This window comes from Photobacterium sp. Hal280 (genome assembly GCF_037162255.1).
GTDB lineage: Bacteria > Pseudomonadota > Gammaproteobacteria > Enterobacterales > Vibrionaceae > Photobacterium.
On sequence record NZ_JARLUO010000003.1, the window covers coordinates 147,933 to 173,203 of the forward strand.

At 55.4% G+C, this 25,271-nt stretch carries 24 protein-coding genes; 19 read left to right on the forward strand and 5 right to left on the reverse strand.

Features of this window, described 5'->3' with window-relative positions; genetic code table 11:
• Positions 1 to 141 precede the first annotated feature (141 nt).
• The 14 genes from P4S53_RS08185 to P4S53_RS08250 all read left to right on the forward strand — a co-directional run bounded on the left by P4S53_RS08185 (position 142) and on the right by P4S53_RS08250 (position 16,326).
• Positions 142 to 1,971 (forward strand): DUF294 nucleotidyltransferase-like domain-containing protein, encoded by a 1,830-nt coding sequence (locus P4S53_RS08185; RefSeq protein ID WP_337112292.1) that lies wholly within the window; start codon positions 142 to 144, stop codon positions 1,969 to 1,971.
• A 23-nt stretch (positions 1,972 to 1,994) separates the two neighbouring features.
• On the forward strand, positions 1,995 to 2,621 hold the full coding sequence (locus P4S53_RS08190) for a 3'-5' exonuclease (RefSeq protein WP_337112293.1): 627 nt from the start codon (positions 1,995 to 1,997) through the stop codon (positions 2,619 to 2,621).
• A gap of 201 nt (positions 2,622 to 2,822) precedes the next feature.
• Positions 2,823 to 4,772 (forward strand): acetate--CoA ligase, encoded by a 1,950-nt coding sequence (gene acs / locus P4S53_RS08195; protein WP_337112294.1) that lies wholly within the window; start codon positions 2,823 to 2,825, stop codon positions 4,770 to 4,772.
• Positions 4,773 to 5,274: 502 nt separating this feature from the next.
• Positions 5,275 to 5,727: a type II 3-dehydroquinate dehydratase gene (gene aroQ, locus P4S53_RS08200; RefSeq protein WP_337112295.1), complete on the forward strand. Its 453-nt coding sequence runs from the start codon at positions 5,275 to 5,277 to the stop codon at positions 5,725 to 5,727.
• 22 nt (positions 5,728 to 5,749) lie between these two features.
• Entirely contained in the window at positions 5,750 to 6,214 is a 465-nt protein-coding gene (gene accB, locus P4S53_RS08205) for an acetyl-CoA carboxylase biotin carboxyl carrier protein (RefSeq protein WP_337112296.1), read from the forward strand.
• 11 nt (positions 6,215 to 6,225) lie between these two features.
• Complete coding sequence (accC, locus tag P4S53_RS08210) at positions 6,226 to 7,569, forward strand: acetyl-CoA carboxylase biotin carboxylase subunit (protein ID WP_337112297.1); 1,344 nt, start codon at positions 6,226 to 6,228, stop codon at positions 7,567 to 7,569.
• Between the two features lie 190 nt (positions 7,570 to 7,759).
• Positions 7,760 to 8,041: a YhdT family protein gene (locus tag P4S53_RS08215; protein WP_337112298.1), complete on the forward strand. Its 282-nt coding sequence runs from the start codon at positions 7,760 to 7,762 to the stop codon at positions 8,039 to 8,041.
• Entirely contained in the window at positions 8,034 to 9,509 is a 1,476-nt protein-coding gene (gene panF, locus P4S53_RS08220) for a sodium/pantothenate symporter (RefSeq protein ID WP_337112299.1), read from the forward strand. The genes P4S53_RS08215 and panF overlap by 8 nt, the downstream gene beginning before the upstream one ends.
• A 143-nt stretch (positions 9,510 to 9,652) precedes the next feature.
• Complete coding sequence (prmA, locus tag P4S53_RS08225) at positions 9,653 to 10,537, forward strand: 50S ribosomal protein L11 methyltransferase (protein ID WP_337112300.1); 885 nt, start codon at positions 9,653 to 9,655, stop codon at positions 10,535 to 10,537.
• Between the two features lie 155 nt (positions 10,538 to 10,692).
• Positions 10,693 to 11,658 (forward strand): tRNA dihydrouridine synthase DusB, encoded by a 966-nt coding sequence (gene dusB, locus P4S53_RS08230; protein WP_337112301.1) that lies wholly within the window; start codon positions 10,693 to 10,695, stop codon positions 11,656 to 11,658.
• A 22-nt stretch (positions 11,659 to 11,680) separates the two neighbouring features.
• Complete coding sequence (fis, locus tag P4S53_RS08235) at positions 11,681 to 11,977, forward strand: DNA-binding transcriptional regulator Fis (RefSeq protein ID WP_027254108.1); 297 nt, start codon at positions 11,681 to 11,683, stop codon at positions 11,975 to 11,977.
• A gap of 631 nt (positions 11,978 to 12,608) precedes the next feature.
• Positions 12,609 to 14,528: a PTS mannitol transporter subunit IICBA gene (locus P4S53_RS08240; RefSeq protein ID WP_442958649.1), complete on the forward strand. Its 1,920-nt coding sequence runs from the start codon at positions 12,609 to 12,611 to the stop codon at positions 14,526 to 14,528.
• A gap of 63 nt (positions 14,529 to 14,591) precedes the next feature.
• Complete coding sequence (locus tag P4S53_RS08245; RefSeq protein WP_337112303.1) at positions 14,592 to 15,740, forward strand: mannitol-1-phosphate 5-dehydrogenase; 1,149 nt, start codon at positions 14,592 to 14,594, stop codon at positions 15,738 to 15,740.
• A gap of 55 nt (positions 15,741 to 15,795) precedes the next feature.
• Positions 15,796 to 16,326, forward strand: a complete 531-nt coding sequence (locus tag P4S53_RS08250) for an MltR family transcriptional regulator (RefSeq protein ID WP_337112304.1) — start codon at positions 15,796 to 15,798, stop codon at positions 16,324 to 16,326.
• A gap of 218 nt (positions 16,327 to 16,544) precedes the next feature.
• Here P4S53_RS08250 and ppnP read toward each other — a convergent pair whose 3' ends face one another.
• Entirely contained in the window at positions 16,545 to 16,826 is a 282-nt protein-coding gene (gene ppnP / locus P4S53_RS08255; protein ID WP_120513536.1) for a pyrimidine/purine nucleoside phosphorylase, read from the reverse strand.
• A 104-nt stretch (positions 16,827 to 16,930) separates the two neighbouring features.
• Positions 16,931 to 17,347: a Zn(2+)-responsive transcriptional regulator gene (zntR, locus tag P4S53_RS08260; RefSeq protein WP_337112305.1), complete on the reverse strand. Its 417-nt coding sequence runs from the start codon at positions 17,345 to 17,347 to the stop codon at positions 16,931 to 16,933.
• A 220-nt stretch (positions 17,348 to 17,567) separates the two neighbouring features.
• Here zntR and purH point away from each other — a divergent pair, with 220 nt between their 5' ends.
• Positions 17,568 to 19,154 (forward strand): bifunctional phosphoribosylaminoimidazolecarboxamide formyltransferase/IMP cyclohydrolase, encoded by a 1,587-nt coding sequence (gene purH / locus P4S53_RS08265; protein WP_337112306.1) that lies wholly within the window; start codon positions 17,568 to 17,570, stop codon positions 19,152 to 19,154.
• A gap of 95 nt (positions 19,155 to 19,249) precedes the next feature.
• Positions 19,250 to 20,536, forward strand: coding sequence for a phosphoribosylamine--glycine ligase (gene purD / locus P4S53_RS08270; RefSeq protein WP_337112307.1), 1,287 nt, complete (start codon positions 19,250 to 19,252; stop codon positions 20,534 to 20,536).
• 80 nt (positions 20,537 to 20,616) lie between these two features.
• Here purD and P4S53_RS08275 read toward each other — a convergent pair whose 3' ends face one another.
• Positions 20,617 to 21,288, reverse strand: a complete 672-nt coding sequence (locus P4S53_RS08275; protein WP_337112308.1) for a DUF1481 domain-containing protein — start codon at positions 21,286 to 21,288, stop codon at positions 20,617 to 20,619.
• A gap of 42 nt (positions 21,289 to 21,330) precedes the next feature.
• Positions 21,331 to 21,603 carry a nucleoid-associated protein HU-alpha gene (gene hupA / locus P4S53_RS08280; protein ID WP_027254117.1) on the reverse strand — a complete coding sequence of 91 codons (273 nt, stop codon included), beginning with the start codon at positions 21,601 to 21,603 and terminating at the stop codon, positions 21,331 to 21,333.
• A 331-nt stretch (positions 21,604 to 21,934) separates the two neighbouring features.
• On the opposite strand from hupA, the gene P4S53_RS08285 reads away from it, so the two are divergent.
• Positions 21,935 to 23,008: a hemolysin family protein gene (locus P4S53_RS08285; RefSeq protein WP_337112309.1), complete on the forward strand. Its 1,074-nt coding sequence runs from the start codon at positions 21,935 to 21,937 to the stop codon at positions 23,006 to 23,008.
• A gap of 58 nt (positions 23,009 to 23,066) precedes the next feature.
• On the opposite strand, the gene P4S53_RS08290 is transcribed toward P4S53_RS08285, so the two are convergent.
• Positions 23,067 to 23,654, reverse strand: a complete 588-nt coding sequence (locus tag P4S53_RS08290; RefSeq protein WP_337112310.1) for a YjaG family protein — start codon at positions 23,652 to 23,654, stop codon at positions 23,067 to 23,069.
• 69 nt (positions 23,655 to 23,723) lie between these two features.
• Here P4S53_RS08290 and P4S53_RS08295 point away from each other — a divergent pair, with 69 nt between their 5' ends.
• Complete coding sequence (locus P4S53_RS08295; RefSeq protein ID WP_337112311.1) at positions 23,724 to 24,635, forward strand: D-2-hydroxyacid dehydrogenase; 912 nt, start codon at positions 23,724 to 23,726, stop codon at positions 24,633 to 24,635.
• A gap of 8 nt (positions 24,636 to 24,643) precedes the next feature.
• Complete coding sequence (locus P4S53_RS08300) at positions 24,644 to 25,243, forward strand: uracil-DNA glycosylase family protein (RefSeq protein ID WP_337112312.1); 600 nt, start codon at positions 24,644 to 24,646, stop codon at positions 25,241 to 25,243.
• Positions 25,244 to 25,271: the final 28 nt, after the last annotated feature.

Below are 25,271 nucleotides of genomic sequence, written 5' to 3' on the forward strand. Positions count from 1 at the left end.
TGCAGCGACTGTTTGGCCGTCCCCTAGACTAAAGTCGGCTGGAGCAAAAGCGGGCACTGGGCGACACTGCTTAGCAGAGGATTCACCTTCACCCCTGTGCACACCCGCGCCACCTGCGCTAGCACCCAAAGTGAGAGAGCAATGCCGGATACCTTGAATACGTCCCTGATCCCGTTTGACCGGCTCGACCCCAGCCAGCAGGACGCACTGCTCAAAGCGCTGGATGTGGCGTATTTTCGCAGCGGTGAGGTGATCATCCGGGCCGGCGATCCCTGCCAGTCGCTGCACATCATTATTAAAGGCAGCGTGGAAGAGACCTCGGCGGACCGGCAAGAGCACTTTGCCCACTACACCACAGATGACCTGTTTGATGTGCGCGCCCAGTTCAGCGGTCACAGCCGCCATCAGTACCGGGCGACAGAAGACACGCTGTGCTATCTGCTCCCTCAGGCGCACTTTACCGGTTTGTGTCAGCACAATCCGGCGTTCGCGGCTTATTTCAACAGCGATCTGGCCACCCGCCAGCAACTGCTCGAACAGGCGCACCAGCAACAGAATCTGGCGGAGTTCATTCTGACCCGCATCCGCCAGGACAATATCCAGCCCTGTCTGGTACTGCCTGCCGAAACCGATCTGCGGACCGCCACCGAACATATGCGCCAGCGCAACTGCGATGCGGCTTTCATCATTGTGGATGACACGGCAGAGCAGGCCGAACACAGGTTTGGCATCGTCACCCGCACCGATCTGCTGCATGCCGTGATGCTGGATAACCGGGCCGCCGGCACTGCAGTCGGCCAGATCGCCAGCTCGCCGGTGATCAGCATTGAGCTGGGGGCGTATCTGTTCAAGGCCATGATCACCATGACCCGGCACAAGGTCAAACGCGTGCTGGTCACACAGGGCAATGACATCGCCGGCATGCTGGACATGACTCAGGTACTGAGCCTGTTTTCCACCCATTCCCATGTGCTGGCACTGCGCATAGCCCGTGCCACCCGCATTGAGGAGCTGGCGCAGGCGGCAGCCAGCCAGCTGGCACTGGTAGAGACATTGTTCAACAACGGCATTCATACCCGGTTCCTGATGGAGCTGATTGCCAGCATCAATGAACAGATAATTGAAAAAGCCTTTCAGCTGGTGGTGCCAGAACAATGGCAGTCCCGCTGCTGCCTGCTCGTGCTGGGCTCAGAAGGCCGCGGTGAGCAAATTCTGAAAACCGATCAGGATAACGCCCTGATTCTGGCAGACAACATCGACTGGCCTGAGTGCAGGGCCGTGATGGCACAGCTGAGCGACACCCTGTGTCAGCTCGGTTACCCGCCCTGCCCGGGCCGGGTCATGGTCAATAATCCGGACTGGGTCCAGAGCGTCTCCGGTTGGCAGCACACCGTGCAGACATGCTGCGACAAAGGGGATGAAACCGCCATGATGACACTGGCCATCCTGGCGGATGCTCAGGCCGTTGCAGGTAACAGGCAACTGCTGACACCGGTCAAAAACAGCCTGCATCAACGGCTCAGCAGTCAGGAATTACTGCTGGCAACCTTTGCCCGCCCGGCGCTCAGGTTCAGCGTCCCGCTGACCCTGTTCGGCCAGATCAAACGCTGTAAAAACGGGCCGGACATCAAGCGGGGCGGAATATTCCCGATTGTTCACGGCATCAGAACTCTGGCACTTGAGCACGATGTGGCAGACACCAACACCTTTCGCCGCCTGACCGTCTTGCAGCAGCGCCAGGTGCTGGAGCCGAGTACGGCTTCAAATCTGAGCGAGGCCCTCAAGCTCTTCATCCGCCTCAGGCTCCGTCAGCAGCTCAGCCTGCCTGCAGGCACGGCCTCTGCCGGACAGCATCATCTGCTGGATCTGGCCACACTCAGCCGCGCGGAGCGCGATCTCTTGCGGCACAGCCTGCATGTGGTGAAAAAATTTAAAGAATGGCTCGGCTATCACTACCAGATCAGAGACTGAGACTTAAGGAATGGTGAGATGAAATGAATATTCTGCGTCGCTGGTGGTATCAGTACAAATTCCGCCATCACCCGATACACGCCCTGTTTCAGCGCTATAACGGCGATGAACTGGTGTCGGTTGACTGTGAAACCACCAGCCTGGATCCCGCCAGCGCGGAGCTGGTGACGATTGCGGCAACCCGCATCAAAGCCAACCGGATCCTGACCAGTGAGTCGCTTTATCTGACCCTGAGCCCACCCGACAGCCTGAGCGCGGCCTCGGTGACCATCCACAAGATGCGCCATCAGGATCTCCGTCACGGTCTGGCGCCCAGAGAGGCTCTGACACTGCTGCTGGAGTTCATCGGCAACCGGCCCCTGGTCGGCTATCACATCCGTTATGATAAGGCGATTCTCGACCGTTATTTCAAGCGCTTGTTCGGCTTTGCCCTGCCCAATAAACTGGTCGAGGTCAGCCACCTGTACCATGAGCAGCTTGAGCGCCAATTGCCCAATACCTGTTACGATCTGAGCCTTGAGGCCATCAGCCGTCATTTGGGCCTGCCGCACCCGGAGCGGCACGATGCCTTGCAGGACAGCATTACCGCCGCCCTGATTTATGTCCGGCTCAAACACGGGGATCTGCCCGCGCTGACCTCGCCCTTGTAAGGGCTTTTAGCTCGCCACTCCTCCAACCAGCCTGGCGGAAAATAATGTAAGCCAATGCAAATACACAGAAAAAGCCATGACAGCGCACACTCATCCTAAAGTCTAATTGAGCCGGTTCCGAATCTGGCTCAAGTTAACACAACTATAATGATCAATGATCCGGTCCGCGCAGGACGAAGACGGAAACACAAGGAGAATGAGATGAGTGAGGTTCATGTTTACCCTGTCAACCAGCAGATTGCTGAGCGGGCTCATATCACGGAAGAGCAATACATCGACATGTACCAGCAGTCTGTCAGCGACCCGGAAGCCTTCTGGCGCGAGCACGGTAAGATTGTTGACTGGATCACCCCGTACAACAAGATTAAACAAACCTCTTTCGATACCGGCCATGTCAATATCAAATGGTTTGAAGACGGCACACTGAACGTCTCCGCCAACTGTCTCGACCGTCACCTGGCAACCCGCGGCGATCAGCCTGCCATCATCTGGGAAGGTGACGACCCGGCCGATGATGCCACCCTGACTTATCACGAACTCCATCTGCAAGTCTGCAAGTTCGCCAACGCCCTGAAAGCCCAGGGCGTGAAAAAAGGCGATGTGGTTTGCCTGTATATGCCAATGGTGGCTGAAGCCGCGGTAGCCATGCTGGCCTGTACCCGCATCGGTGCCGTGCACACGATCGTCTTCGGCGGCTTCTCGCCGGAAGCCCTTGCGGGTCGTATTATCGATTCAAAAGCCAAAGTCGTTGTCACCGCCGATGAAGGGGTTCGCGGTGGCCGCGCGGTGCCATTGAAGAAGAACGTCGACGATGCCCTGAAACACCCTGAGGTCACCAGCATTGAGAAAGTGGTGGTGTTCCAGCGTACCGGCAATGCGGTGGCATGGGATGATAACCGCGATGTCTGGTGGCATGACGCCACGGCAGCCGTGCCGGATCATTGCGACCCGGAACCGATGAATGCCGAAGATCCGCTGTTTATCCTCTATACCTCGGGCTCGACCGGCAAGCCGAAAGGCGTGCTGCACACCACGGGCGGCTACCTGGTGTACGCGACCATGACCTTTAAATATGTCTTCGACTATCAGGAAGGTGAAGTCTACTGGTGTACCGCCGATGTGGGCTGGATCACCGGCCACAGCTATCTGGTGTATGGTCCGCTGGCCAACGGCGCCACCACCCTGCTGTTTGAAGGCGTCCCCAATTATCCGTCCACAGCCCGCATGAGCGAAGTGGTCGACAAGCATCAGGTCAACATTCTGTATACCGCGCCGACCGCCATTCGCGCCCTGATGGCCAAAGGCGATGAAGCCATTGCCGGGACTCAGCGTTCATCGCTGCGGATCATGGGCTCGGTTGGCGAGCCGATTAACCCGGAAGCCTGGGAATGGTATCACCGCACGATCGGTGACAGCCGCTGCCCGATTGTCGATACCTGGTGGCAGACCGAAACCGGCGGCATCCTGATCACCCCGCTGCCTGGCGCGACCGCGCTGAAACCCGGCTCGGCCACCCGTCCGTTCTTTGGCGTTCAGCCGGCGCTGGTCGATAACATGGGCAACATTCTGCCTGGCGCGACGGAAGGCAACCTGGTGATGCTGGACAGCTGGCCGGGTCAGATGCGTACGCTCTGGGGTGACCATGAGCGCTTTGAACAGACCTACTTCTCGACCTTCAAAGGCATGTATTTTACCGGTGACGGCGCCCGCCGCGATGAAGACGGCTACTACTGGATCACCGGCCGTGTCGATGACGTCCTGAATATCTCAGGTCACCGCATGGGAACCGCTGAAATTGAATCGGCACTAGTGGCTTTCGACAAGATTGCCGAAGCCGCTATCGTCGGCGTGCCGCACGATATCAAAGGCCAGGCCATTTATGCCTATATCACCCTGAATGACGGCGTGATCCCAACGGCTGAACTGCATAAAGAAGTCAAAGACTGGGTCCGTAAGGAAATCGGCCCGATTGCCACACCGGACTTCCTGCACTGGACTGACGCGTTGCCGAAAACCCGCTCCGGTAAAATTATGCGCCGGATTCTGCGCAAAATCGCCACCGGGGACACCGGCTCACTGGGGGATACCTCTACCCTGGCCGATCCCAGTGTGGTCGACAAACTGATCGCAGAAAAAGAAAAAGTCGTCTGATCGACAAATACCTGCACGCCACACAAGCCGCCGCAAGGCGGCTTTCTTCTATCCCCGGCCAACCGGCTCCGATGCCAGCAAAAACCTAAGCAGATCCGTATTGCGGGAACTCCCGGCAATCTTCCATTGTCTGATTTGTCTGATTCACCGCCACAGCATCTTTGTTTGAACCTGCTGCATTATGCGGTTAATTTCCGCAAAACTGATTAAGATTCAAGGTGATTGGCCGCTTATCTTGTAGGTGAGCTTCATCTGTCGGCTATCTTACTGAAGCAGCGACGAAAAGCGAGGCGACACGCGGCAATTTACGCCAGTTGCGTACAGTTGTAAGGTCAAAAAAGTGGTGATTAGACCAGTATTTTGCTGCGAATTGTGCTGAATTCTCTATAATTGAGCCACAAACAGGTTTTAGGCCTTGATGGTTTGCATGAAAGGAAGCAAAGTCACAGTTTTTTTGTGCTTTGTCGCTTGAAACAGCAAGAACAGGTATAGATAACAGAATATGTCGACTAATTACCGCATTTTACTGCTTAATGGACCCAATCTGAATTTGCTGGGCCTGCGCGAGCCGGGACACTATGGCCAGCAGACACTGGATCAGATTGTAGCAAACCTGAGTGCCAAAGCCGCCAGTCTGGGCGTGACACTGGATCACCTGCAGTCCAATGCAGAACACGCACTGATAGAGGCCATCCACCAGGCGCACGGTAAGGTGGATTTTATCCTCATCAACCCGGCAGCCTACACCCATACCAGCGTCGCCATTCGCGATGCGCTGTTGGGCGTGGCTATCCCGTTTATTGAAATACATTTGTCAAACGTGCATGCCCGCGAGCCCTTCCGCCACCATTCCTACCTGTCTGACAAGGCGGTTGGCGTGATCTGCGGTCTGGGCCCTGATGGTTATGAATTCGCCCTGGAGGCAGCTGTCCGCCGCCTTCAGAACGCTCAATGAACAACATGAAGAGTAAAGATACATGGATATTCGCAAGATCAAGAAACTTATCGAACTGGTAGAAGAGTCAGGCATCTCCGAGCTGGAAATCTCTGAAGGCGAAGAATCAGTACGCATCAGCCGTACCACAGCAGCACCGGTTGCTGCCCCTGCGCAAATGTACGCAGCACCGGCACCAGCCGCTCCTGCTGCACCGGCACCGGTTGCCGCACCTGCTGAAGCGGCGGCACCAGCTGCTCCTGCTGCGCCTGCCGGTCACCAGGTCCTGTCTCCTATGGTCGGTACTTTCTACCGCGCGCCTAGCCCGGAAGCAAAATCCTTTGTGGAAGTGGGTCAAAGCGTAAACGTTGGCGATACCCTGTGCATCGTTGAAGCCATGAAAATGATGAACCAGATCGAAGCCGATAAAGCCGGTACCGTTGTGGCTATCCTGGCCGAAAACGGTGACCCGATTGAATTCGATCAACCTCTGGTTATCATCGAGTAACTGAGGCGCATATGTTAGATAAAGTAGTCATAGCAAACCGCGGCGAAATCGCCCTGCGTATCCTGCGTGCCTGTAAAGAGCTGGGGATCAAAACGGTCGCTGTGCACTCCACAGCTGACCGCGATCTGAAACACGTTCTTCTGGCAGATGAGTCTATCTGTATCGGTCCGGCACGAGGCACAGACAGCTACCTGAACATTCCCCGCATCATCAGTGCGGCAGAAGTGACCGGGGCTGTTGCCATCCACCCGGGTTACGGCTTCCTGTCTGAGAACGCGGATTTTGCCGAGCAGGTTGAACGTTCAGGCTTCATTTTTGTTGGCCCTAAGGCAGAAACCATCCGCCTGATGGGTGACAAAGTGTCCGCCATCAACGCCATGAAAAAAGCCGGTGTCCCTTGTGTGCCGGGTTCTGACGGCCCGCTGGGCGACGATGAAGCCAAAAACAAGTCGATTGCCAAGCGTATCGGTTATCCCGTCATCATCAAAGCTTCTGGCGGCGGCGGTGGTCGTGGTATGCGCGTGGTCCGCAAAGAAGCGGATCTGATCCAGTCGATCGCCATGACACGTGCCGAAGCCAAAGCGGCGTTCAGCAACGACATGGTGTACATGGAAAAATTCCTGGAAAACCCACGCCACATCGAAGTTCAGGTGCTGGCCGACGGTCAGGGCGGTGCTATCCATCTGGGTGAGCGTGACTGTTCCATGCAGCGCCGTCACCAGAAAGTGGTTGAAGAAGCACCGGCACCAGGCATCACCGAAGAAATGCGCAAGTACATCGGTGAGCGCTGTACCCGAGCCTGTCTCGAAATCAATTACCGCGGTGCGGGTACGTTCGAGTTCCTGTATGAAAACGGCGAGTTCTATTTCATTGAAATGAACACCCGGATTCAGGTTGAGCACCCAGTCACCGAAATGGTCACTGGCGTTGATCTGATCAAAGAGCAGCTGCGCATTGCAGCCGGTCAGCCGCTGTCATTCAGCCAGAGCGACATTCACCTGCGTGGTCACGCGATTGAATGCCGTATCAATGCTGAAGATCCGGTGCGTTTCCTGCCTTCTCCGGGCAAGATCGAGCGTTTCCATGCGCCAGGTGGTATGGGTATCCGTTGGGAGTCCCACATCTACACCGGCTACACGGTGCCGCCGCACTACGATTCGATGATCGGCAAACTGATTGCTTACGGTGAAAACCGTGACGTGGCGATTTCGCGCATGCGCAACGCCCTGAACGAGATGATCATCGACGGCATCAAGACCAACGTTCCGCTGCAGAAAGACATCATGGCAGACGAGAACTTCCAGCACGGTGGTGCCAACATCCACTATCTGGAGAAGAAACTGGGCCTGCAATAATTGCAATCCCACTTTCAGTCATATCCAAGGCTGCCTCCGGGCAGCCTTTTTATTTCCCGAATCAATGACCTGCCGCTGGTGCAGACGAATGTCATTTGTCACAATAGCTTTCTTTTTCTTCTTTTCGGAACGATTTCGCCCGGATATCGACGTCGTTCGACGTTTTACATTGACTGACCGGAAATTCAGTATGAAGACACTTTCCACCCGATACCGTCAGGCGCACAGAGAAGCCAGATGGGCGCTGGGACTGGCTTTCGCCTATTTTCTGTGGTGGTACTGCTCTGCCTATTTCTTTGCTCCTGAGCCCATGCAGAGCAGCCTGCCTGCGCTTTACTGGGGGTTACCGCTTTGGTTTCTGCTCGCCTGTATCGTCGGGCCGGTACTCTTTACGCTGCTGTGCGCCCTGATGGTGAAGTGCATCTATCAGGATATGCCGCTGTCCGCGGATGCGGAGGATGACGATGCATAATCAATTACTGATCCCGCTCGTGCTGTATCTGGCGGCTGTGTTTGCTCTGGCTCTGTTTACCCGCCGCCGCGCTCAAAAAGGAAGTGGCTTCTTGAGCGAATATCTGCTGGGTAACCGCAGTATGGGCGGCTTCGTGCTGGCGATGACACTGGCAGCCACCTATGCCAGTGCCAGTTCCTTCATCGGCGGACCCGGTGCGGCTTACAAGATGGGACTGGGCTGGGTATTGCTGGCGATGATCCAGCTCCCGGCCGCCTGGCTGACACTCGGAGTGCTGGGGAAAAAATTTGCAATTGAAGCCCGCAAGCATAACGCACTGACCCTCAATGACATGCTCTACGCCCGCTATCAGCACCGGGGCGTGGTGGTTTTTGCTTCCCTGGCACTGCTGCTGGCGTTTTTCGGCACTATGGTGGTGCAGTTTGTCGGCGGGGCCCGGTTGCTGCAAACCGTCACCGGTCTGTCTTACGCTCAGGGGCTGATGATTTTTGCCGCCACCGTCGGGCTGTACACCACGATTGGCGGATTCCGGGCTGTGGTCATGACCGATACCTTACAAGGCATCATGATGATCATCGGCACACTGGCTCTGCTGGCTGGCATTATTCACGCTGGCGGTAGTCTCGGTGAGCTGGTCACCACACTGCACCAGATCGATCCGGCACTGATTTCACCGTACGGTCCGGACAACTTTATGTCACAGCCCTTTATGCTCAGCTTCTGGATCTTGGTCTGCTTCGGCGTCATTGGTCTGCCCCATGCCGCTGTGCGCTGTATGTCCTACAAAGACAGTCAATCCCTGCATCGCGGCATGGTGATCAGCACCGCCATGGTCGCTTTTCTGATGCTGGGGATGCACCTGGCCGGCGCACTGGGGCGGGCGATTTTCCCGGATATTGCCACGCCGGATCAGATCATGCCGACCTTGATGATGGGCGTACTGCCGCCTGTGGTGGCCGGTATTTTTCTCGCCGGTCCGATGGCGGCCATTATGTCGACCATTGATTCCCAGCTGATTCAGGCCTCCGCGACACTGCTGAAAGATTTGTACCTGAATTACATCAACCCCAAAGCATCGGAACAGCCTGATATCGAAAGCCGGTTGCCAAAGTTATCGCTGTGGGTGACCGGCATTTTCTCGCTACTGGTTTTTATCGCGGCAACCCATCCGCCGGATATGATTATCTGGCTTAACCTGCTGGCCTTTGGCGGCATGCAAGCCGTCTTCCTCTGGCCACTGGTGCTGGGGCTGTACTGGCAAAAAGCCTCGGCCGCCGGGGCCTTTGCCTCCATGCTGAGCGGGCTGGGATGTTACATCACACTATCGCTGTTCAAGCCGGATCTGCATGGCGTGCATGCGATTGTTCCGACCCTGCTGGTCGGGCTGATCAGCTTTGTCGCCGCCAGCTACCTCTGGCCCAACCGGGCACATTCCCGGCACGCCAAGGCGGAATGCACTGCAAACTGACAAAATAGCACCATGGGGTGCTATTTTTTACTCTGCAGCCAGTATCCTCTGCCGTGCGCGATAGGAAGCTGATGCGAGCTGACTACTTTTCGTGCTAAACTCCGCGGCCTTATGCCAAAGTCTCTTTGATAGCGAATTTACTCATGCCTTGGATTCAACTGAAACTGAATGCCACTGCGGCCAATGCAGAAGCCATTGGCGACTTGCTGATGGATGAAACCGGCGCTCTGTCGGTCACTTTTCTCGACGCACAGGACACTCCGGTTTTCGAACCGCTGCCGGGCGAAACCCGCCTGTGGGGCGATACCGACGTCATTGGCCTGTACGATGCAGAAAGCGACATGGACATGGTGCTCTCGCTGCTGAAAAGCAGTCCGTTACTGGCGGACGATTTTGCCTACAAGGTTGAGCAGCTGGAAGACAAAGACTGGGAGCGCGAGTGGATGGATAACTTCCACCCGATGAAATTCGGCCAGCGTCTGTGGATCTGCCCGAGCTGGCGTGAAGCGCCTGAGCCGGGTGCCGTCAACGTGCTGCTCGATCCGGGCCTGGCATTCGGCACCGGCACCCACCCGACCACCTCTCTGTGTCTGGAATGGCTGGACGGCCAGGATCTGAACGGCAAAACCGTGATCGATTTCGGCTGTGGCTCCGGCATTCTGGCGATTGCCGCCCTCAAGCTGGGCGCTGCCAAAGTGATCGGGATTGATATTGATCCGCAGGCGATCCTGGCCTCGCGTGACAACGCGGAACGCAACGGTGTGTCTGAAAACCTGGACCTGTATCTGCCCAAAGATCAGCCGGAAAATCTGCAAGCCGATGTGGTGGTGGCCAATATTCTGGCCGGTCCGCTGCGTGAGCTGTCACCGGTGATCAAGAGCCTGGTCAGGGACAACGGCCTGCTGGCGATTTCCGGAGTCCTGGAGTCTCAGGCGGACGATGTGGCCAGCCATTACAGCGACGAGCTGACGCTGGACCCGATCGCTGCCCGCGAGGAATGGTGCCGGATTTCAGGCCAAAAAGCCTGATCCTGACAAATTTGTCCATTGTGCATTTTATGAGCAATACACTGAATTCCATGACCTTTTGCAATCCAAAATCAGGATGCTCAAATATTGGCCTTTTCAGCACAGCAAAAAATGCGTAAAATGCGCGCCCTTACTGGCATAGTCAGGAACAGACATTGAAGATCGGTCCATATCAATTAGACAACCCGTTAATTGTCGCGCCAATGGCAGGTGTGACCGATCGTCCGTTTCGCGAGTTATGTCTGCGTCACGGCGCAGGCATGGCGGTCAGCGAGATGATGTCTGCCAACCCAGACGTTTGGAAAACGGCCAAGTCGCTCAACCGCATGGTGCATGAAGGTGAGTCTGGACTTCGTTCGGTACAGATTGCCGGGGCAGATCCCCGGCAGATGGCCGACGCCGCCCGCTTCAGCGTGGCGCACGGTGCCCAGATCATTGATATCAACATGGGTTGCCCGGCCAAGAAAGTAAACAAACGCCTGGCAGGCTCTGCCCTGCTGCAATACCCGGATCTTGTCGAGGATATCCTCAAGGCCGTGGTAAGCGCCGTGGACGTCCCTGTGACGCTGAAAACACGGACCGGCTGGGATACAGAGAACCGAAACTGTGTCGAGATCGCACAGCTCGCTGAACACTGTGGCATTCAGGCACTGGCCCTGCACGGCAGAACCAAGGCCTGTATGTACAAAGGGGAAGCGGAATACGATTACATCAAGGCAGTGAAACAGGCGGTGTCGATTCCTGTGATTGCGAACGGTGATATCGACTCACCGGAAAAAGCACGCTTCGTCCTGGATTATACCGGGGCCGATGCCTTGATGATTGGCCGCCCAGCGCAGGGACGGCCGTGGATTTTTCGGGAAATCCAGCATTATTTAACAACCGGTGAACACCTGCCAGCGCCTTCTTTTGAAGAAGTCAGCAGCATCTTGCTGGAGCATGTACAGGCACTCCACGCTTTCTATGGGGAGTACCAGGGGTTACGCATCGCACGTAAACACGTGTCGTGGTACCTCAAAGAACAGGCTTCTGCGGGTGATTTCCGCCGGACCTTCAACGCACTCGAAGATGCTCAAGAGCAAATCGATGCGCTGCAAGGCTACTTCGACAACGTTGCATAAATACCAGAAGAGCTTACAGAATATGTTCGAACAAAATCTGACTTCCGAAGCACTTACAGTGACTACTGTCACTTCTCAAGACCAAATCACTCAGAAACCACTGCGTGACTCCGTCAAAGCCTCGCTTAAGAACTATCTCGCCCAGCTGAACGGTCAGGACGTCGATGATCTGTACGAGCTTGTACTGGCTGAAGTCGAGCAACCCCTGCTGGACACCATCATGCAGTACACCCGCGGCAACCAGACCCGCGCGGCAACCATGATGGGCATCAACCGCGGTACCCTGCGTAAGAAACTGAAAAAATACGGCATGAACTGATCATCAGTTCAGATGACGCTGATTTTACAGGGTTATGCACACGCATAGCCCTTTTTTGATGGCCCTTCCCCTGTTCGCCCCTGACGCTCACCCTGCCAAACTTTCCCGATGCACGCCCGTAAGCCCTCAGATGCATATCCCCAAGCTGTAACTTAGCGACAAATTAATAGCGCCTGAATGATGCCCTTTTATTTCACAGCGCGAACAAAAATATCAGCGTGATACAGATCACCCAGATTGCCAGAGCCCGTTTGTCAAAATGCATGATGCGTGATCAAGATCACCAAGAGATTAATAACCCATCAGTTAATAAATGTGACATCAAGCAGCTAAAATTAATTGACTATTGCAGGACGCATTAAATGTAATTTTATTACACAGGATAAATGTTAGTTGGATCACTGTATCTTGGTGGGGAGGCGCTAGAAAAGGAGACGGGGATCACGAGAACCCCGTTATCAGTTCCGTTTTCAGGATCTGTGGTAGATTGATTGGGTACGAAGCAATCGACGGTTTTGGCGAACCGTTATCGACGCAACAGAACTTGAAGCTGAACATCAAACGGGGAAACGTTATGATATCACCAGACACCAAGGTCAAGATACAGAATTTTGGCCGCTTCCTCTCCAACATGGTGATGCCCAATATTGGCGCATTCATCGCTTGGGGGTTTATTACAGCGCTTTTCATTCCGACCGGCTGGCTGCCCAACGAGACAATAGCCAAGCTGGTGGGTCCTATGATTACTTACCTGCTGCCCCTGCTGATCGGTTATACCGGCGGTAAACTTGTGGGTGGCGATCGGGGTGCCGTGGTGGGCGCCGTGACCACCATGGGTGTGATCGTGGGGACAGATATCCCGATGTTCATGGGGGCCATGATTGTCGGCCCGATGGGCGGCTGGGCAATTAAGCACTTTGATAAGGCCGTTGAAGGCAAAATCAAAAGCGGCTTCGAAATGCTGGTCAACAACTTCTCGGCCGGCATCATCGGGATGTTGTGCGCCATCGTTGCCTTTTTCCTGATCGGTCCTTTCGTAAAAATTCTCTCTGGCGGTCTGGCTGCCGGGGTCAACTTCCTGGTTGATGCCGGTTTACTGCCGCTGACCTCGATCTTCGTTGAGCCGGCGAAAATCCTGTTCCTCAACAATGCCATCAATCACGGCATCTTCTCGCCGCTGGGCATTCAGCAGGCCAATGAGGTCGGTCAGTCTATTTTCTTCCTGATTGAAGCAAACCCGGGTCCCGGACTGGGCATTTTACTGGCTTACATGGTCTTTGGCCGCGGGACAGCCAAGCAAACCGCCGGGGGTGCCGCCATCATCCACTTCTTCGGGGGGATCCACGAAATTTATTTCCCCTATATTCTGATGAATCCGCGCCTGATCCTGGCGGCGATTGCCGGTGGCATGACAGGGGTTTTCACCCTGACCCTGTTCAACGCCGGTCTGGTCTCGCCCGCATCACCGGGCTCTATCTTCGCCGTGATGCTGATGGCGCCGAAAGCCTCCATCGTGGGCGTGCTGTGCTCTATCGTGGCAGCGGCGACTGTGTCCTTCCTGGTGGCTTCACTGCTGCTGAAAACCCAGAAAGTGACCGAAGACGACGACGGCAGCGCGCTGAAAAATGCCAGCGAGAAGATGAAAGCCATGAAATCGGGCAAAGCCACGGAAGGGGCTGCGACCACAGGCGCTTCGGCAACCACTGCCAGCCGCCAGCTTGCTTCTGCGGTTCAGCTCAGTCAGGTCCGCAAAATTATCGTGGCCTGTGATGCCGGGATGGGTTCCAGCGCCATGGGGGCCGGTTTACTGCGCAAGAAAGTCCATGAAGCCAAACTGAATATTGATGTCACCAACAGCGCCATCAACAACCTGCCCGATGATGTCGATATTGTGATCACCCACAAAGATCTCACGGAACGTGCCCGCAAGCATGCCCCGCAGGCGCAACATATGTCGCTGACCAACTTCCTCGACGGTCAGATCTACAATGATTTGATCACCCGTATCATCGCCGCGTCCAGCCCGGAAGCGGCCAATGATCCGAACCTGGTCAAACTGACGCCGGTGGCCGCCAACGACGACAGCCTGGCGCCGCAGCAACCCTCGGTCTTCCAGATCCAGGCGGCCAATATCCATCTCGGGCTCAAAGCCACCAATAAGGACGAGGCCATCCGCTTTGCCGGTGAGCAGCTGGTCAAACTGGGCTATGCCGAACCTGAATACATTGATGCCATGTTTGCCCGCGAGGCGCTGGTGCCGACTTATCTCGGGGAATCTATCGCCGTGCCGCACGGGACGGTGGAAGCCAAAGACCGGGTGATCAAAACCGGTATCGTCATTTGCCAGTACCCTGCCGGGGTAGCGTTTACCGACGACGAAGACGACATCGCCCATCTGGTGATCGGCATTGCCGCCAAAAATGACGAACACATTCAGGTGATTACTACCATCACCAACGCACTGGATGACCACGAGGCCATTGAGCGTCTCAAACGTACTCAGGATGTCCGGGAAGTGCTCAGCATCCTGGCCAGTGAAGAAGCGGCGTAACCGCCAGTGCAGATTCCGGGGCCGCCCAGCGCGGCCTCTTACAAACTTAAGGTAGTCATCATCATGAAAGCAGTTCATTTTGGCGCCGGCAATATCGGCCGGGGGTTTATTGGTAAAGTACTGGCAGATGCCGAGGTTAACGTCACTTTTGCCGACGTTAACGGGCCGTTGATCGACCAGCTCAGCCATGCGCAGTCTTACAAGGTTAAAGTGGTAGGCAACGACTGTCATCTGGATACCGTCAGCCATATCACCGCGGTCAATGCCGTCGGACCGGACGTGATCAATCAGATAATGCAGACCGATCTGATCACCACAGCCGTCGGCCCTGCGGTGCTGGATAAAATTGCCAGTACCATCGCAAGCGGACTGGCCAAACGGTTTGAAGCGGGTAACACCCAGCCGCTCAATATCATTGCCTGTGAAAACATGGTGCGGGGCACCACGCATCTGAAAGAAGAGGTCTATAAACAACTGACGCCTGCGCACCGGCAACTGGCGGATCAGCATGTCGGCTTTGTCGATTCGGCCGTCGACCGCATTGTGCCGCCCGCGGAAGCGGCTAACGATGATCCCCTGGAAGTCACAGTGGAAAGCTTCAGCGAGTGGATTGTCGATCAGCAACAGTTCAAAGGCGAGATCCCCCGCATTGCCGGGATGGAAACCACAGATAACCTGATGGCATTTGTCGAGCGGAAGTTGTTTACCCTGAACACAGGCCATATCATGACCGCCTATCTGGGCGCGCTGAAGGGCTACCGGACGATCCGCGATGCGATAGAAGATCAGGAGATCTGCGGGCAGGTCCGAACCGCAATGCGGGAAAGCGGCGAAGTGCTGATTCGCCGTTATGGCTTTGATCGTGAGCAGCATGATGCTTACATCGAAAAAATCCTGACCCGCTTTGCCAATCCCTTCCTGCGCGATGAGATTGACCGGGTTGGCCGCCAGCCGCTGCGCAAGCTGGGCAGCAACGACAGATTGATTAAACCTCTGCTGGGCACTCTGGAGTACGGTACTGACAATCGTATGCTGATCAAAGGTATCGCTGCGGCTTTGAAGTATGTGAATGCGACCGATCCACAGGCTGTGGAACTGCAGCAGACATTACACGAGAAAGGGGTCCGCCGGACACTGGCACAATACACAGGTCTGGATGCTGGCAGCAAAGTGGCCCGCGACATAGAACACTGCTATCAGGCACTGACCTGATCACTTTGCGGGGAGTTCGCTCCCCGCCTTTGCGGCACAAAGAGAAGACGAATCCATGGCAACCAGTAAACACGAAGCTGACATCATAGAACGCCTGAACGAGGCGACGACAGTTCGCGGCTTTTTTATTACCTCTGTGGATATCTTAGAAGAAGCCGTCGATGCACTGATCCAGCGCATTTTCCGCAAGGACGACTTTGCGGTGAAATCTGTGGTAGAACCGCTGTTGCACGACACAGGTCCGCTCGGGGAGCTCAGCGTGCGTCTTAAGCTGCTGTACGGCCTGGGGGTGATTGCCCAGCCTGTCTATCAGGATATTGAACGCTGTCTGCATATCAAAGACATGCTCAACCGGGATGTGACCGAATACCAGTTTACCGACCCTAAAATCATTCAAGAAATCAAGGCGCTTCATCAGGCCAATGTGATGGGAATCGCCCAGCTGGACATGGCTCCGATCACCGAAGACATCGATCTGGCTTTCTATCAGATGCAGACCGCCCGTCAGGAGCAGATCGTCAAATCCACCCTGGCACTGGCCATTTCCGGCATTGCCACTTCGCTCAACAAAGACAGTCCGTTTTAGATCCCGTCCGGTTGCCCTGCCAGGTGGCAGACAGCATGAACAGCGACTCGTCACCCGCTCAAACCTCTGTTGCCCTGCTCAGCCATCAGCTGACAGGTTCGCAACCAGGCGCAGTACGTGCTTGAACCGATTAAAGGCGGCAGATAAAAAGAGGGGCGCAAAGCAATATCAGGCAGGAAAACCAGCTGGTATCCCCAGCTGGCGGGTAGCAGGGCAGATTACAGGTAGTCACACAAATAAGCGGTGGTTTCTGCAATCTTGACATCAAATGAAGCATCGCCAGGGACTTCAAAATCATCACCGGCATTGTAGGTTTCCCAATCGACATGGCCCGGCAGCTTGACCGAAATCGCCCCTTTCACCACAGTCATGCGCTCCGGCGCAGCCGTTGAGAAAGTATAAGACCCCGGAAGCATCACACCGACACTGCTGCGCGCACCTTCGGCTTCAAAACCAATAGACTTTACATTCCCATCAAAATATTCGTTCGTATTCAGCATGATAATCCTTATCCTGTTCTTCTTTTCGGGCATTGGAAACCCATCACGCTATCACAGATTTTTACGGTCGCATACACCTTTCTCAGCGCTTGCTGAGGCCTCAGTCAGTACTGCTCATCGGCCAGCGCTTCCAGGATTGAACAGTGGCTGGCATCGTCATCCGCCGCACCACAACAAGCATCATTCAAGCGCTTCAATGCCCGCCGTATTCGCTGTAATTCCGCCAGTTTGCTGTCAATATCATCTAACTTGGCCTGCGTGATGGCTTTCACTTCCGCGCAGCTGTGCTGGTCGGCTTCGACCCGGATCGCCAGCAGCTCCCGGATTTCTTCCAGGCTCAGGCCAATGGCTTTGGCCCGCAGAATGAACCGGATACGGGAAACATCGTCGTCGCTGTAGAGCCGGTAGCCGCTTTCGCTGCGCTCACCGGGGATCAGCAGGCCATTCTTTTCGTAAAAGCGCAAAGTATCACTGCTGACCTCACAGAGCTTTGCCAGTTGTCCGATCAAGTACCTAGCCATCATTACCTCCTGATCCTTCTCCCCTCTCCCTGCACAGTACTCGCAACTGGCCATTTTTGGCCCAAGGCAAACGTTTGCGCAATGCAGGGAATCATGTAAAATACGCGCCATTACGCAAATCCCATCCCGCCTGACGGATGAGGCTATTTGCCAAAGGCAACCTCAGTATAACAGGTCAGCTTTTGGCAAATAATTCACCGCAATCAAAGAGATGGTAGCAATGGAAAACGCTCGTCCTATTCGCCGTGCTCTGATCAGCGTATCAGACAAAACGGGAATTGTTGAATTCGCACAAGCTCTTGCCAACCGTGGCGTCGATATCCTGTCCACTGGCGGCACTGCCCGCCTGCTGGCTGATCAGGGTATTCAGGTGACTGAAGTCTCCGACTACACGGGCTTTCCTGAAATGATGGATGGCCGTGTCAAAACCCTGCACCCGAAAGTGCATGGCGGCGTCCTGGGCCGACGTGGCCGGGACGATGCGATCATGGCTGAGCATGGCATTGCACCGATTGATATGGTGGTGGTAAACCTCTATCCGTTCGCGGCGACAGTCGCCAAGCCGGGTTGTACCTTAGAAGACGCCGTTGAGAACATCGACATCGGCGGCCCGACTATGGTGCGCAGTGCCGCCAAAAACCACAAAGACGTGACGATTGTGGTCAATGCACATGACTACGACCGCGTGCTGGCTGAAATGGCCGACAACGACGGCTCTCTGACCCACGCCACCCGTTTTGATCTGGCCATTGCCGCCTTCGAGCACACTGCTGCTTACGACGGCATGATTGCCAACTACTTCGGCACTATGGTGCCTTCTTATGGTGACTCTGCTGACGAAGACTCTAAGTTCCCGCGCACCTTCAACCAGCAGTTCATCAAGAAACAAGACATGCGCTATGGCGAAAACAGCCATCAGGACGCTGCTTTCTACGTCGAAGCACAGCCTGAAGAAGCATCCGTCGCCACTGCACGTCAGTTACAAGGCAAAGCACTGTCTTACAACAATATCGCCGATACCGATGCCGCGCTGGAGTGTGTCAAAGAATTCGACCAGCCAGCCTGTGTAATCGTCAAACACGCCAATCCTTGTGGTGTGGCACTGGGTGCTAACCTGCTGGAAGCTTATGATCGCGCTTATCAAACTGACCCAACGTCAGCATTTGGCGGTATCATTGCCTTCAACGGTGAGCTGGATGCCGACACCGCCAAAGCCATTGTTGAGCGCCAGTTCGTTGAAGTGATTATTGCCCCGAGCGTCAGCGCCGAAGCGGCTGCAGTGGTGTCTGCCAAGCAAAACGTTCGTCTGCTGGCATGCGGCCAGTGGCACAGCAAAACCACAGGCTTCGACGTCAAACGCGTCAACGGCGGCCTGCTGGTGCAGGATCGCGATCAGGGCATGGTAGATCAGAGCGATTTAAAAGTCGTTTCCAAGCGCCAGCCGACCGAAGAAGAACTGCGCGATTCGCTGTTCTGCTGGAAAGTGGCCAAATACGTCAAATCCAATGCGATCGTCTACGCCAAAGGCAATATGACGATTGGGGTGGGCGCCGGCCAGATGAGCCGCGTGTATTCTGCCAAAATCGCCGGCATCAAAGCGGCGGATGAAAATCTGGAAGTCGCCGGCAGTGTGATGGCATCGGATGCCTTCTTCCCGTTCCGCGACGGCATTGATGCCGCAGCAGCAGCCGGGATCACCTGTGTGATTCAGCCGGGCGGTTCGATGCGTGATGAAGAAGTGATTGCCGCTGCCGATGAACACGGCATGGCGATGGTCTTCACCGGCATGCGTCATTTCCGTCACTAATATTTTGGCAGGCGTCTCTGTGGCGCCTTCCTGCGTATATCAGCCCCTGATCACATCAGGGGCTTTCCTCCATCTCACGAGGTAAAGGATTTAGCATGAAAGTTCTTGTCATTGGTAATGGCGGCCGCGAGCACGCCCTGGGCTGGAAAGCGGCTCAGTCTGCACAGGTCGAAAAAGTTTTCGTGGCACCGGGCAACGCCGGGACTGCCCTGGAACCTAAGCTGGAAAATGTCGCGATTGGCGTCGAAGACACCGCTGCACTGGTGGCGTTTGCCCAAGCGCAGCAGATCGGCCTGACCATTGTTGGCCCGGAAGCGCCGCTGGTGATTGGCGTGGTAGACGCATTCCGTGCAGCCGGACTGCCGATTTTCGGTCCGACTCAGGCTGCTGCCCAGCTGGAAGGCTCCAAAGCCTTCACCAAAGATTTCCTGGCCCGCCATCAGATCCCGACCGCCGAATACCAGAACTTTACCGAGATCGAACCGGCTCTGGCTTACCTGAAAGAAAAAGGCGCGCCCATTGTGGTCAAAGCCGATGGTCTGGCGGCCGGTAAAGGCGTGATCGTGGCCATGACACTGGAAGAAGCCGAAGCGGCAGTGCGTGACATGCTGGCAGGCAATGCCTTTGGCGAAGCCGGTCACCGCGTCGTGATCGAGGAATTCCTGGATGGCGAAGAAGCCAGCTTCATTGTCATGGTGGACGGCGAACATATTCTGCCGATGGCCACCAGTCAGGATCACAAACGCGTTGGCAACGGCGACACAGGTCCGAATACCGGTGGCATGGGCGCTTACTCGCCGGCCCCTGTGGTCACTCAGGCAATCCACCAGCGCGTGATGGACGAAGTGATCGTTCCGACCGTGCGTGGCATGGCTGCCGAAGGCAATCCCTACACAGGGTTTCTGTATGCCGGCCTGATGATCATGGCCGACGGCACACCGAAAGTGATTGAATATAACTGCCGCTTCGGCGACCCGGAAACCCAGCCGATTATGCTGCGCCTGCAGTCCGATCTGGTTGAGCTGTGTCTGGCCGCGGTTGATGGCAAACTGGATACCGTAGACTCTCAGTGGGATCCGCGTGCGGCAATTGGCGTGGTACTGGCCGCCGGCGGTTATCCGGGCGACTACAGCAAAGGGGATGTGATTTCCGGTCTGCCTCAGCAGGACGGCGACGCACAAAAAGTCTTCCATGCCGGTACAGCCAGCAAAGACGGTGCCGTCGTGACCAATGGCGGCCGCGTGTTGTGTGCCACAGCGATGGGTGACACAGTGTCAGATGCTCAGCAACGTGCTTATGCGCTGGCAAAACAAATCAGCTGGAACGGTGTGTTCTTCCGCGATGACATTGGCTACCGCGCCATTGCCCGCGAGCAGGACTGATCCGGCAGCCAATCCCCATAAACATAAGGCGCCGAAAGGCGCCTTATTGGTTGTTATCCGTTTATCTGTCACTCAGTCCGTCAGGACACATCCAGTAATCTGGGCGGCGTCAGGCAGCGCTGCTCGGTTGTCCGGTTCAGCACCAGTTGCTGCGCGGTGATCTTGCCCCGGCCGTCAGATTTTCCGACCAGCGCGATATAGCCCGGCTGGACATGAATCTGCTGCCAGTTGATCTCAATCTCAGTCTGATCATCACAGTGAACAAACCGCTGACCGTCCCACACACCCTGCACCAGCTGGAATCCCTCCCGCGACTGCTCTCGGACCAGATCTACCGCCCTGTCGGCCTGCTGGCTGAGCTGATGGAGTTGGGTATCAGACAAAGGAAAAACTGTGTCGCCGACTTTATAGCGCTGGAACACAGCATCGCCGTGCTGATCGTAACGCACATGTAATTCAAACGGCTGGTGTTGATCGTCTTTCAGCGCTGTGCCGGCCCGCTTCAATTCACGCAGTTGCCCGTCGTGCCAGCGATAATCCGTCTGATACTCCCCGTAATCGCCCATCCAGACCCGTTCAGCCAAAGACTCGGGTTTCGACTGACGCTGGTTGACCCAATACAGTGATGACGCATCACCAACAACCTGGCCGCCGCTAAGGCGTTCCAAAGGAGACAGTGAGTGGGGTGATAAAGCAGAGCTGCCACAGGCAGAAAGCAGGCAAGACAGTGCAATCAGGAAGGTTCGTTTCATAAATAAAAAACTCCGCCGAAGAGATCCCCGACGGAGTTCAAATTATTTTACAGAATCTTTCAGCGCTTTACCTGCAACGAAAGCAGGTACGTTGGCTGCAGCGATCTGGATTTCTTTACCAGTCTGCGGGTTACGACCTGTACGCGCTGCGCGGTGGTTTACTTTAAATGTGCCAAAGCCAATAAGTTGAACCTGGTCACCGGATTTCAATGCTTCGGTGATGCCGCTCAGGGTTGATTCCAGCGCGTCTTTTGCTTGCGCTTTAGTCAGGTCCGCTTGTTCAGCAATCAGGTCAATCAGTTGGGTCTTGTTCATTCGGTTTCCCTTCTAAGGTTTTTTCTTCAGACTTATCCACTCTAATTCAAAAGAAGCCCATGTGGCAAAGGTTTGTCGGCTTTCCTGCGGTTAGCTGCGGGGTCTTTAACCATAAACTGAGCGCAAGTTCACAAATTGTTACTATCCTGAAGAAGACGCTGGTTGCTTTTGCTTCATATTGCACCAATTAATACTCAAATAACTCAAGCAGCTAGGTGCCGCGTGTTCAACGCATTCATACATACCAGCGCTGTTGCGGTCCTTATCATTCGGCAATTTGAGGCCACTTGAGTCTCTTCATCGTTAGCCCACTAAGAGCACATCAAAACGCATGTTACTTCTGATCATCTATATCTCAATCGCCATAGGCGTTTCTTTTATCTGCTCCGTACTGGAAGCGGTACTGCTCAGTATTTCTCCCAGCTACATTGGCACCCTGCGTCAGCAAGAGCATCCCATGGCAGGCAAACTGGCAGAGCTGAAAGGCAATATCGATCGCCCGCTGGCGTCGATTCTGACCCTGAACACCATCGCCCACACTATTGGTGCCGCCACTGCCGGTGCCCAGGCTGCTGTCGTCTTCGGCAGCCAGTGGTTGGGGGTGTTCTCCGCCGCGCTCACGGTCGGTATTCTTCTGCTGTCGGAAATTATTCCCAAAACCATAGGCGCAACATACTGGCGTCAGTTGGCCCCGTTCACGGCTCATGTCCTGGGATGGATGATTTGGCTGCTTCGTCCTTTCGTGTGGGTGTCGGAGCAAATCACCCGCCGTTTGTCGCGGGGCCACCAGCCACCGAAACTGCGGGATGAACTCTCCGCCATGGCGATGCTGGCCAAAGAGTCCGGCGAGCTGGCCGAAGGGGAATCCAAAATCATGCATAACCTGCTGCAGTTCTGCGATGTCAGCGTGAGTAAAATCATGACCCCGCGCCCGGTCCTGTTCCGTGTCGAGGGCAGTTTGTCGGTCAACGAGTTTTTGAGTCAGGCCAAAGACAGTCCTTTCTCGCGCCCGTTGATCTACCAGGACAGCAAAGACAATATTCTCGGGTTTGTGCATCGTCTCGAACTGTTTGCCGCCAGTCAGAGCGGACAGGGCAATCTGCTGCTCAGCGATCTGATGCGGCCGCTGCCTGTGGTCCTGAACCTGGATACTGTGCCGGTGGCGTTTGAAAAACTGATGAAGGAGCGCACCCAGCTGGCGTTAGTGGTCGATGAATACGGCACTGTGATGGGACTGGTCACCCTGGAAGATATTTTCGAGAGTCTGGTCGGCGAAGAAATTGTCGATGAAGCCGATACCAATACAGATATGCAGCAACTGGCGTTTCAGCGCTGGGAACGCTGGAAGAAAAAACACGGGGTGATTGAAAACCGCGACGAAGACGAAGACGACTACAACAACTGACACTCAACAACAGCTACCAAGGCAGGAGTGCGCTCCTGCCTTGTGACAGCAACCGGACTCAGAGCGCAATTCCGATATTGCTCACCCCGTCGTCACGCAACTCACGACGCAGGCTTTTAATCAGCTCAATATCCCGGCCATCCGTCTCTTTCAGTGCACGGTAGATGGCCCACTGGACATCCCATTCTTCGCACACGGCCTGATTTTCCTTTTGGTTGTCATTGGTGATTTCCTCACCCTCGCGCGCTTCTTCCAGATTGGCGACGGTTTCAACAGACAGGGAACTGATGCTCAGGGCTGTCTCAGGGATCAGATCGCGGTCCAGCAGCGCATGCAGCAGATCTGCCAGCCCGACACAGGCATCGATCGCCGGGTTCACCGCATACAGATCATAATCGTCGGCTGCGGGCACCATCTCTTCCAGCTTCTCGAGCTGGTTTTCAAAATTGATCTTGGCATTTTTCACCGTCAGGATTTCCCAGACACTGTCGAGGATCACACGGTAAGGCTGAGGATCCGCAAATTCAGTCTCGCGGCAGAAGAAAGCGTAGTTGGGATACATCCGCTCGCAAAGGGAGGCCATAAAGGTCAGGTATTGCCAGGGTTCAAATTTTTCTAGGCGAAGCTGAATTGGATTCTTAAGCATGGGATAATCTGTCTGAAAACGTTAACTTGAATTTTACTTGATAACCCGCCAGCGCAAAAGGAAAAAGCCATGCATCAACTCTGTATTGTTTCCCGACGGGCAGACCTGTACCGTCAACTGATTGAAGAAGCAGACTTACCGGCGCTGTCACTGACAGACAATCCGGACGATGCAACCCTGGTGCTGGCCGATCCGCCGTTGATCACAGACAAGTTAGCGCAATTTCCGCAGCTGCACTGGTTGCAATCCACCTATGCCGGCATAGACGCGCTGATCCAACCCGGATTGCGCAGCGATTATGCATTGACCAATGTCCGGGGGATCTTCGGCCAGCTGATCAGCGAGTACGTCCTGGGTTTGCTGATCAGCCACCAGCGCCATTTCGGTCGCTATCAGGCCCAGCAACAGCAGGCACAGTGGCAACCGCATCGCTACGGCGCTTTGTCTGAAAAAACCATGGTGATTCTGGGCACCGGCTCGATTGGCCAGCATCTGGCCGGCGTAGCCAAAGCCTTCGGCATGACAGTGCTGGGGGTGAACCGCTCCGGCGAATGCTCAGCGCCTGGTTTTGATCAGATTATCGCGATCCAGGATCTGAGCGAGGCACTGCAACAGGCGGATGTACTGGTCTCAGTGCTGCCTGCCACAGCCATGACGGACAATCTGCTCAATGCCGACAGCCTGAGCCACTGCCGCGGCACCTTACTTTTCAATGTCGGCCGGGGTAATGCGGTGTGTGAACAAGGCCTGCGGCAGGCGCTGGCCAGTGGCGCGCTCAGCCATGCTTTTCTGGATGTGTTCAAACAAGAACCGCTGCCTGCTGAACACCCTTTCTGGTGCCATCCTCAGATAACGGTCACGCCGCACATTGCCGCCGAAAGCTTCCCGGAACAGGTGATGGAAATATTCAAAACCAACTACCTGCGCTATGTTGAAGGGAAGCCGTTGCAACACCAGATTGATTTCGCACTCGGCTATTAAGGCGAATGATGGCAAAGCTCACCCATGCGCACACCTTACCTGCATTGCTGGACCGGATCCGGCAATGTGAACTGTGCAAAGCGCACCTGCCGCTCGGTCCGCGACCAGTGGTGCAGGCCAGCAGCGAAGCGCGCTTGATGATCGTCGGCCAGGCGCCGGGGACCCGGGTCCATGACACCGGCATTCCCTGGCACGATCCGAGCGGTGATCGGCTGCGTCGCTGGCTGGATCTCGACCGTGACACTTTCTATGATCCCAGCCGTATCGCCATTATGCCGATGGGTTTTTGCTATCCGGGGAAAGGTAAGAGCGGTGATCTGCCGCCGAGACCGGAATGCGCACCGCAATGGCATGACCAGGTCTGGCCGCTGCTGCCCAATATCGGCATGACGCTGCTGATCGGCCAGTATGCGCAGAATTATTACCTGCCGGATAAACCGAAAACCCTGACCGAGACAGTCAAAGCCTGGCGACGATGGGCGCCCACCTACCTGCCGCTGCCTCATCCATCACCGCGCAATACTTTATGGCTGAAGAGGAATCCCTGGTTTGAAGCCGATGTCGTGCCCTATATCCGCGACTATGTCCACCAGCACCTGGAGCTGTAAGCGGCCTTTAAAAACGCAAAAAGCGAGC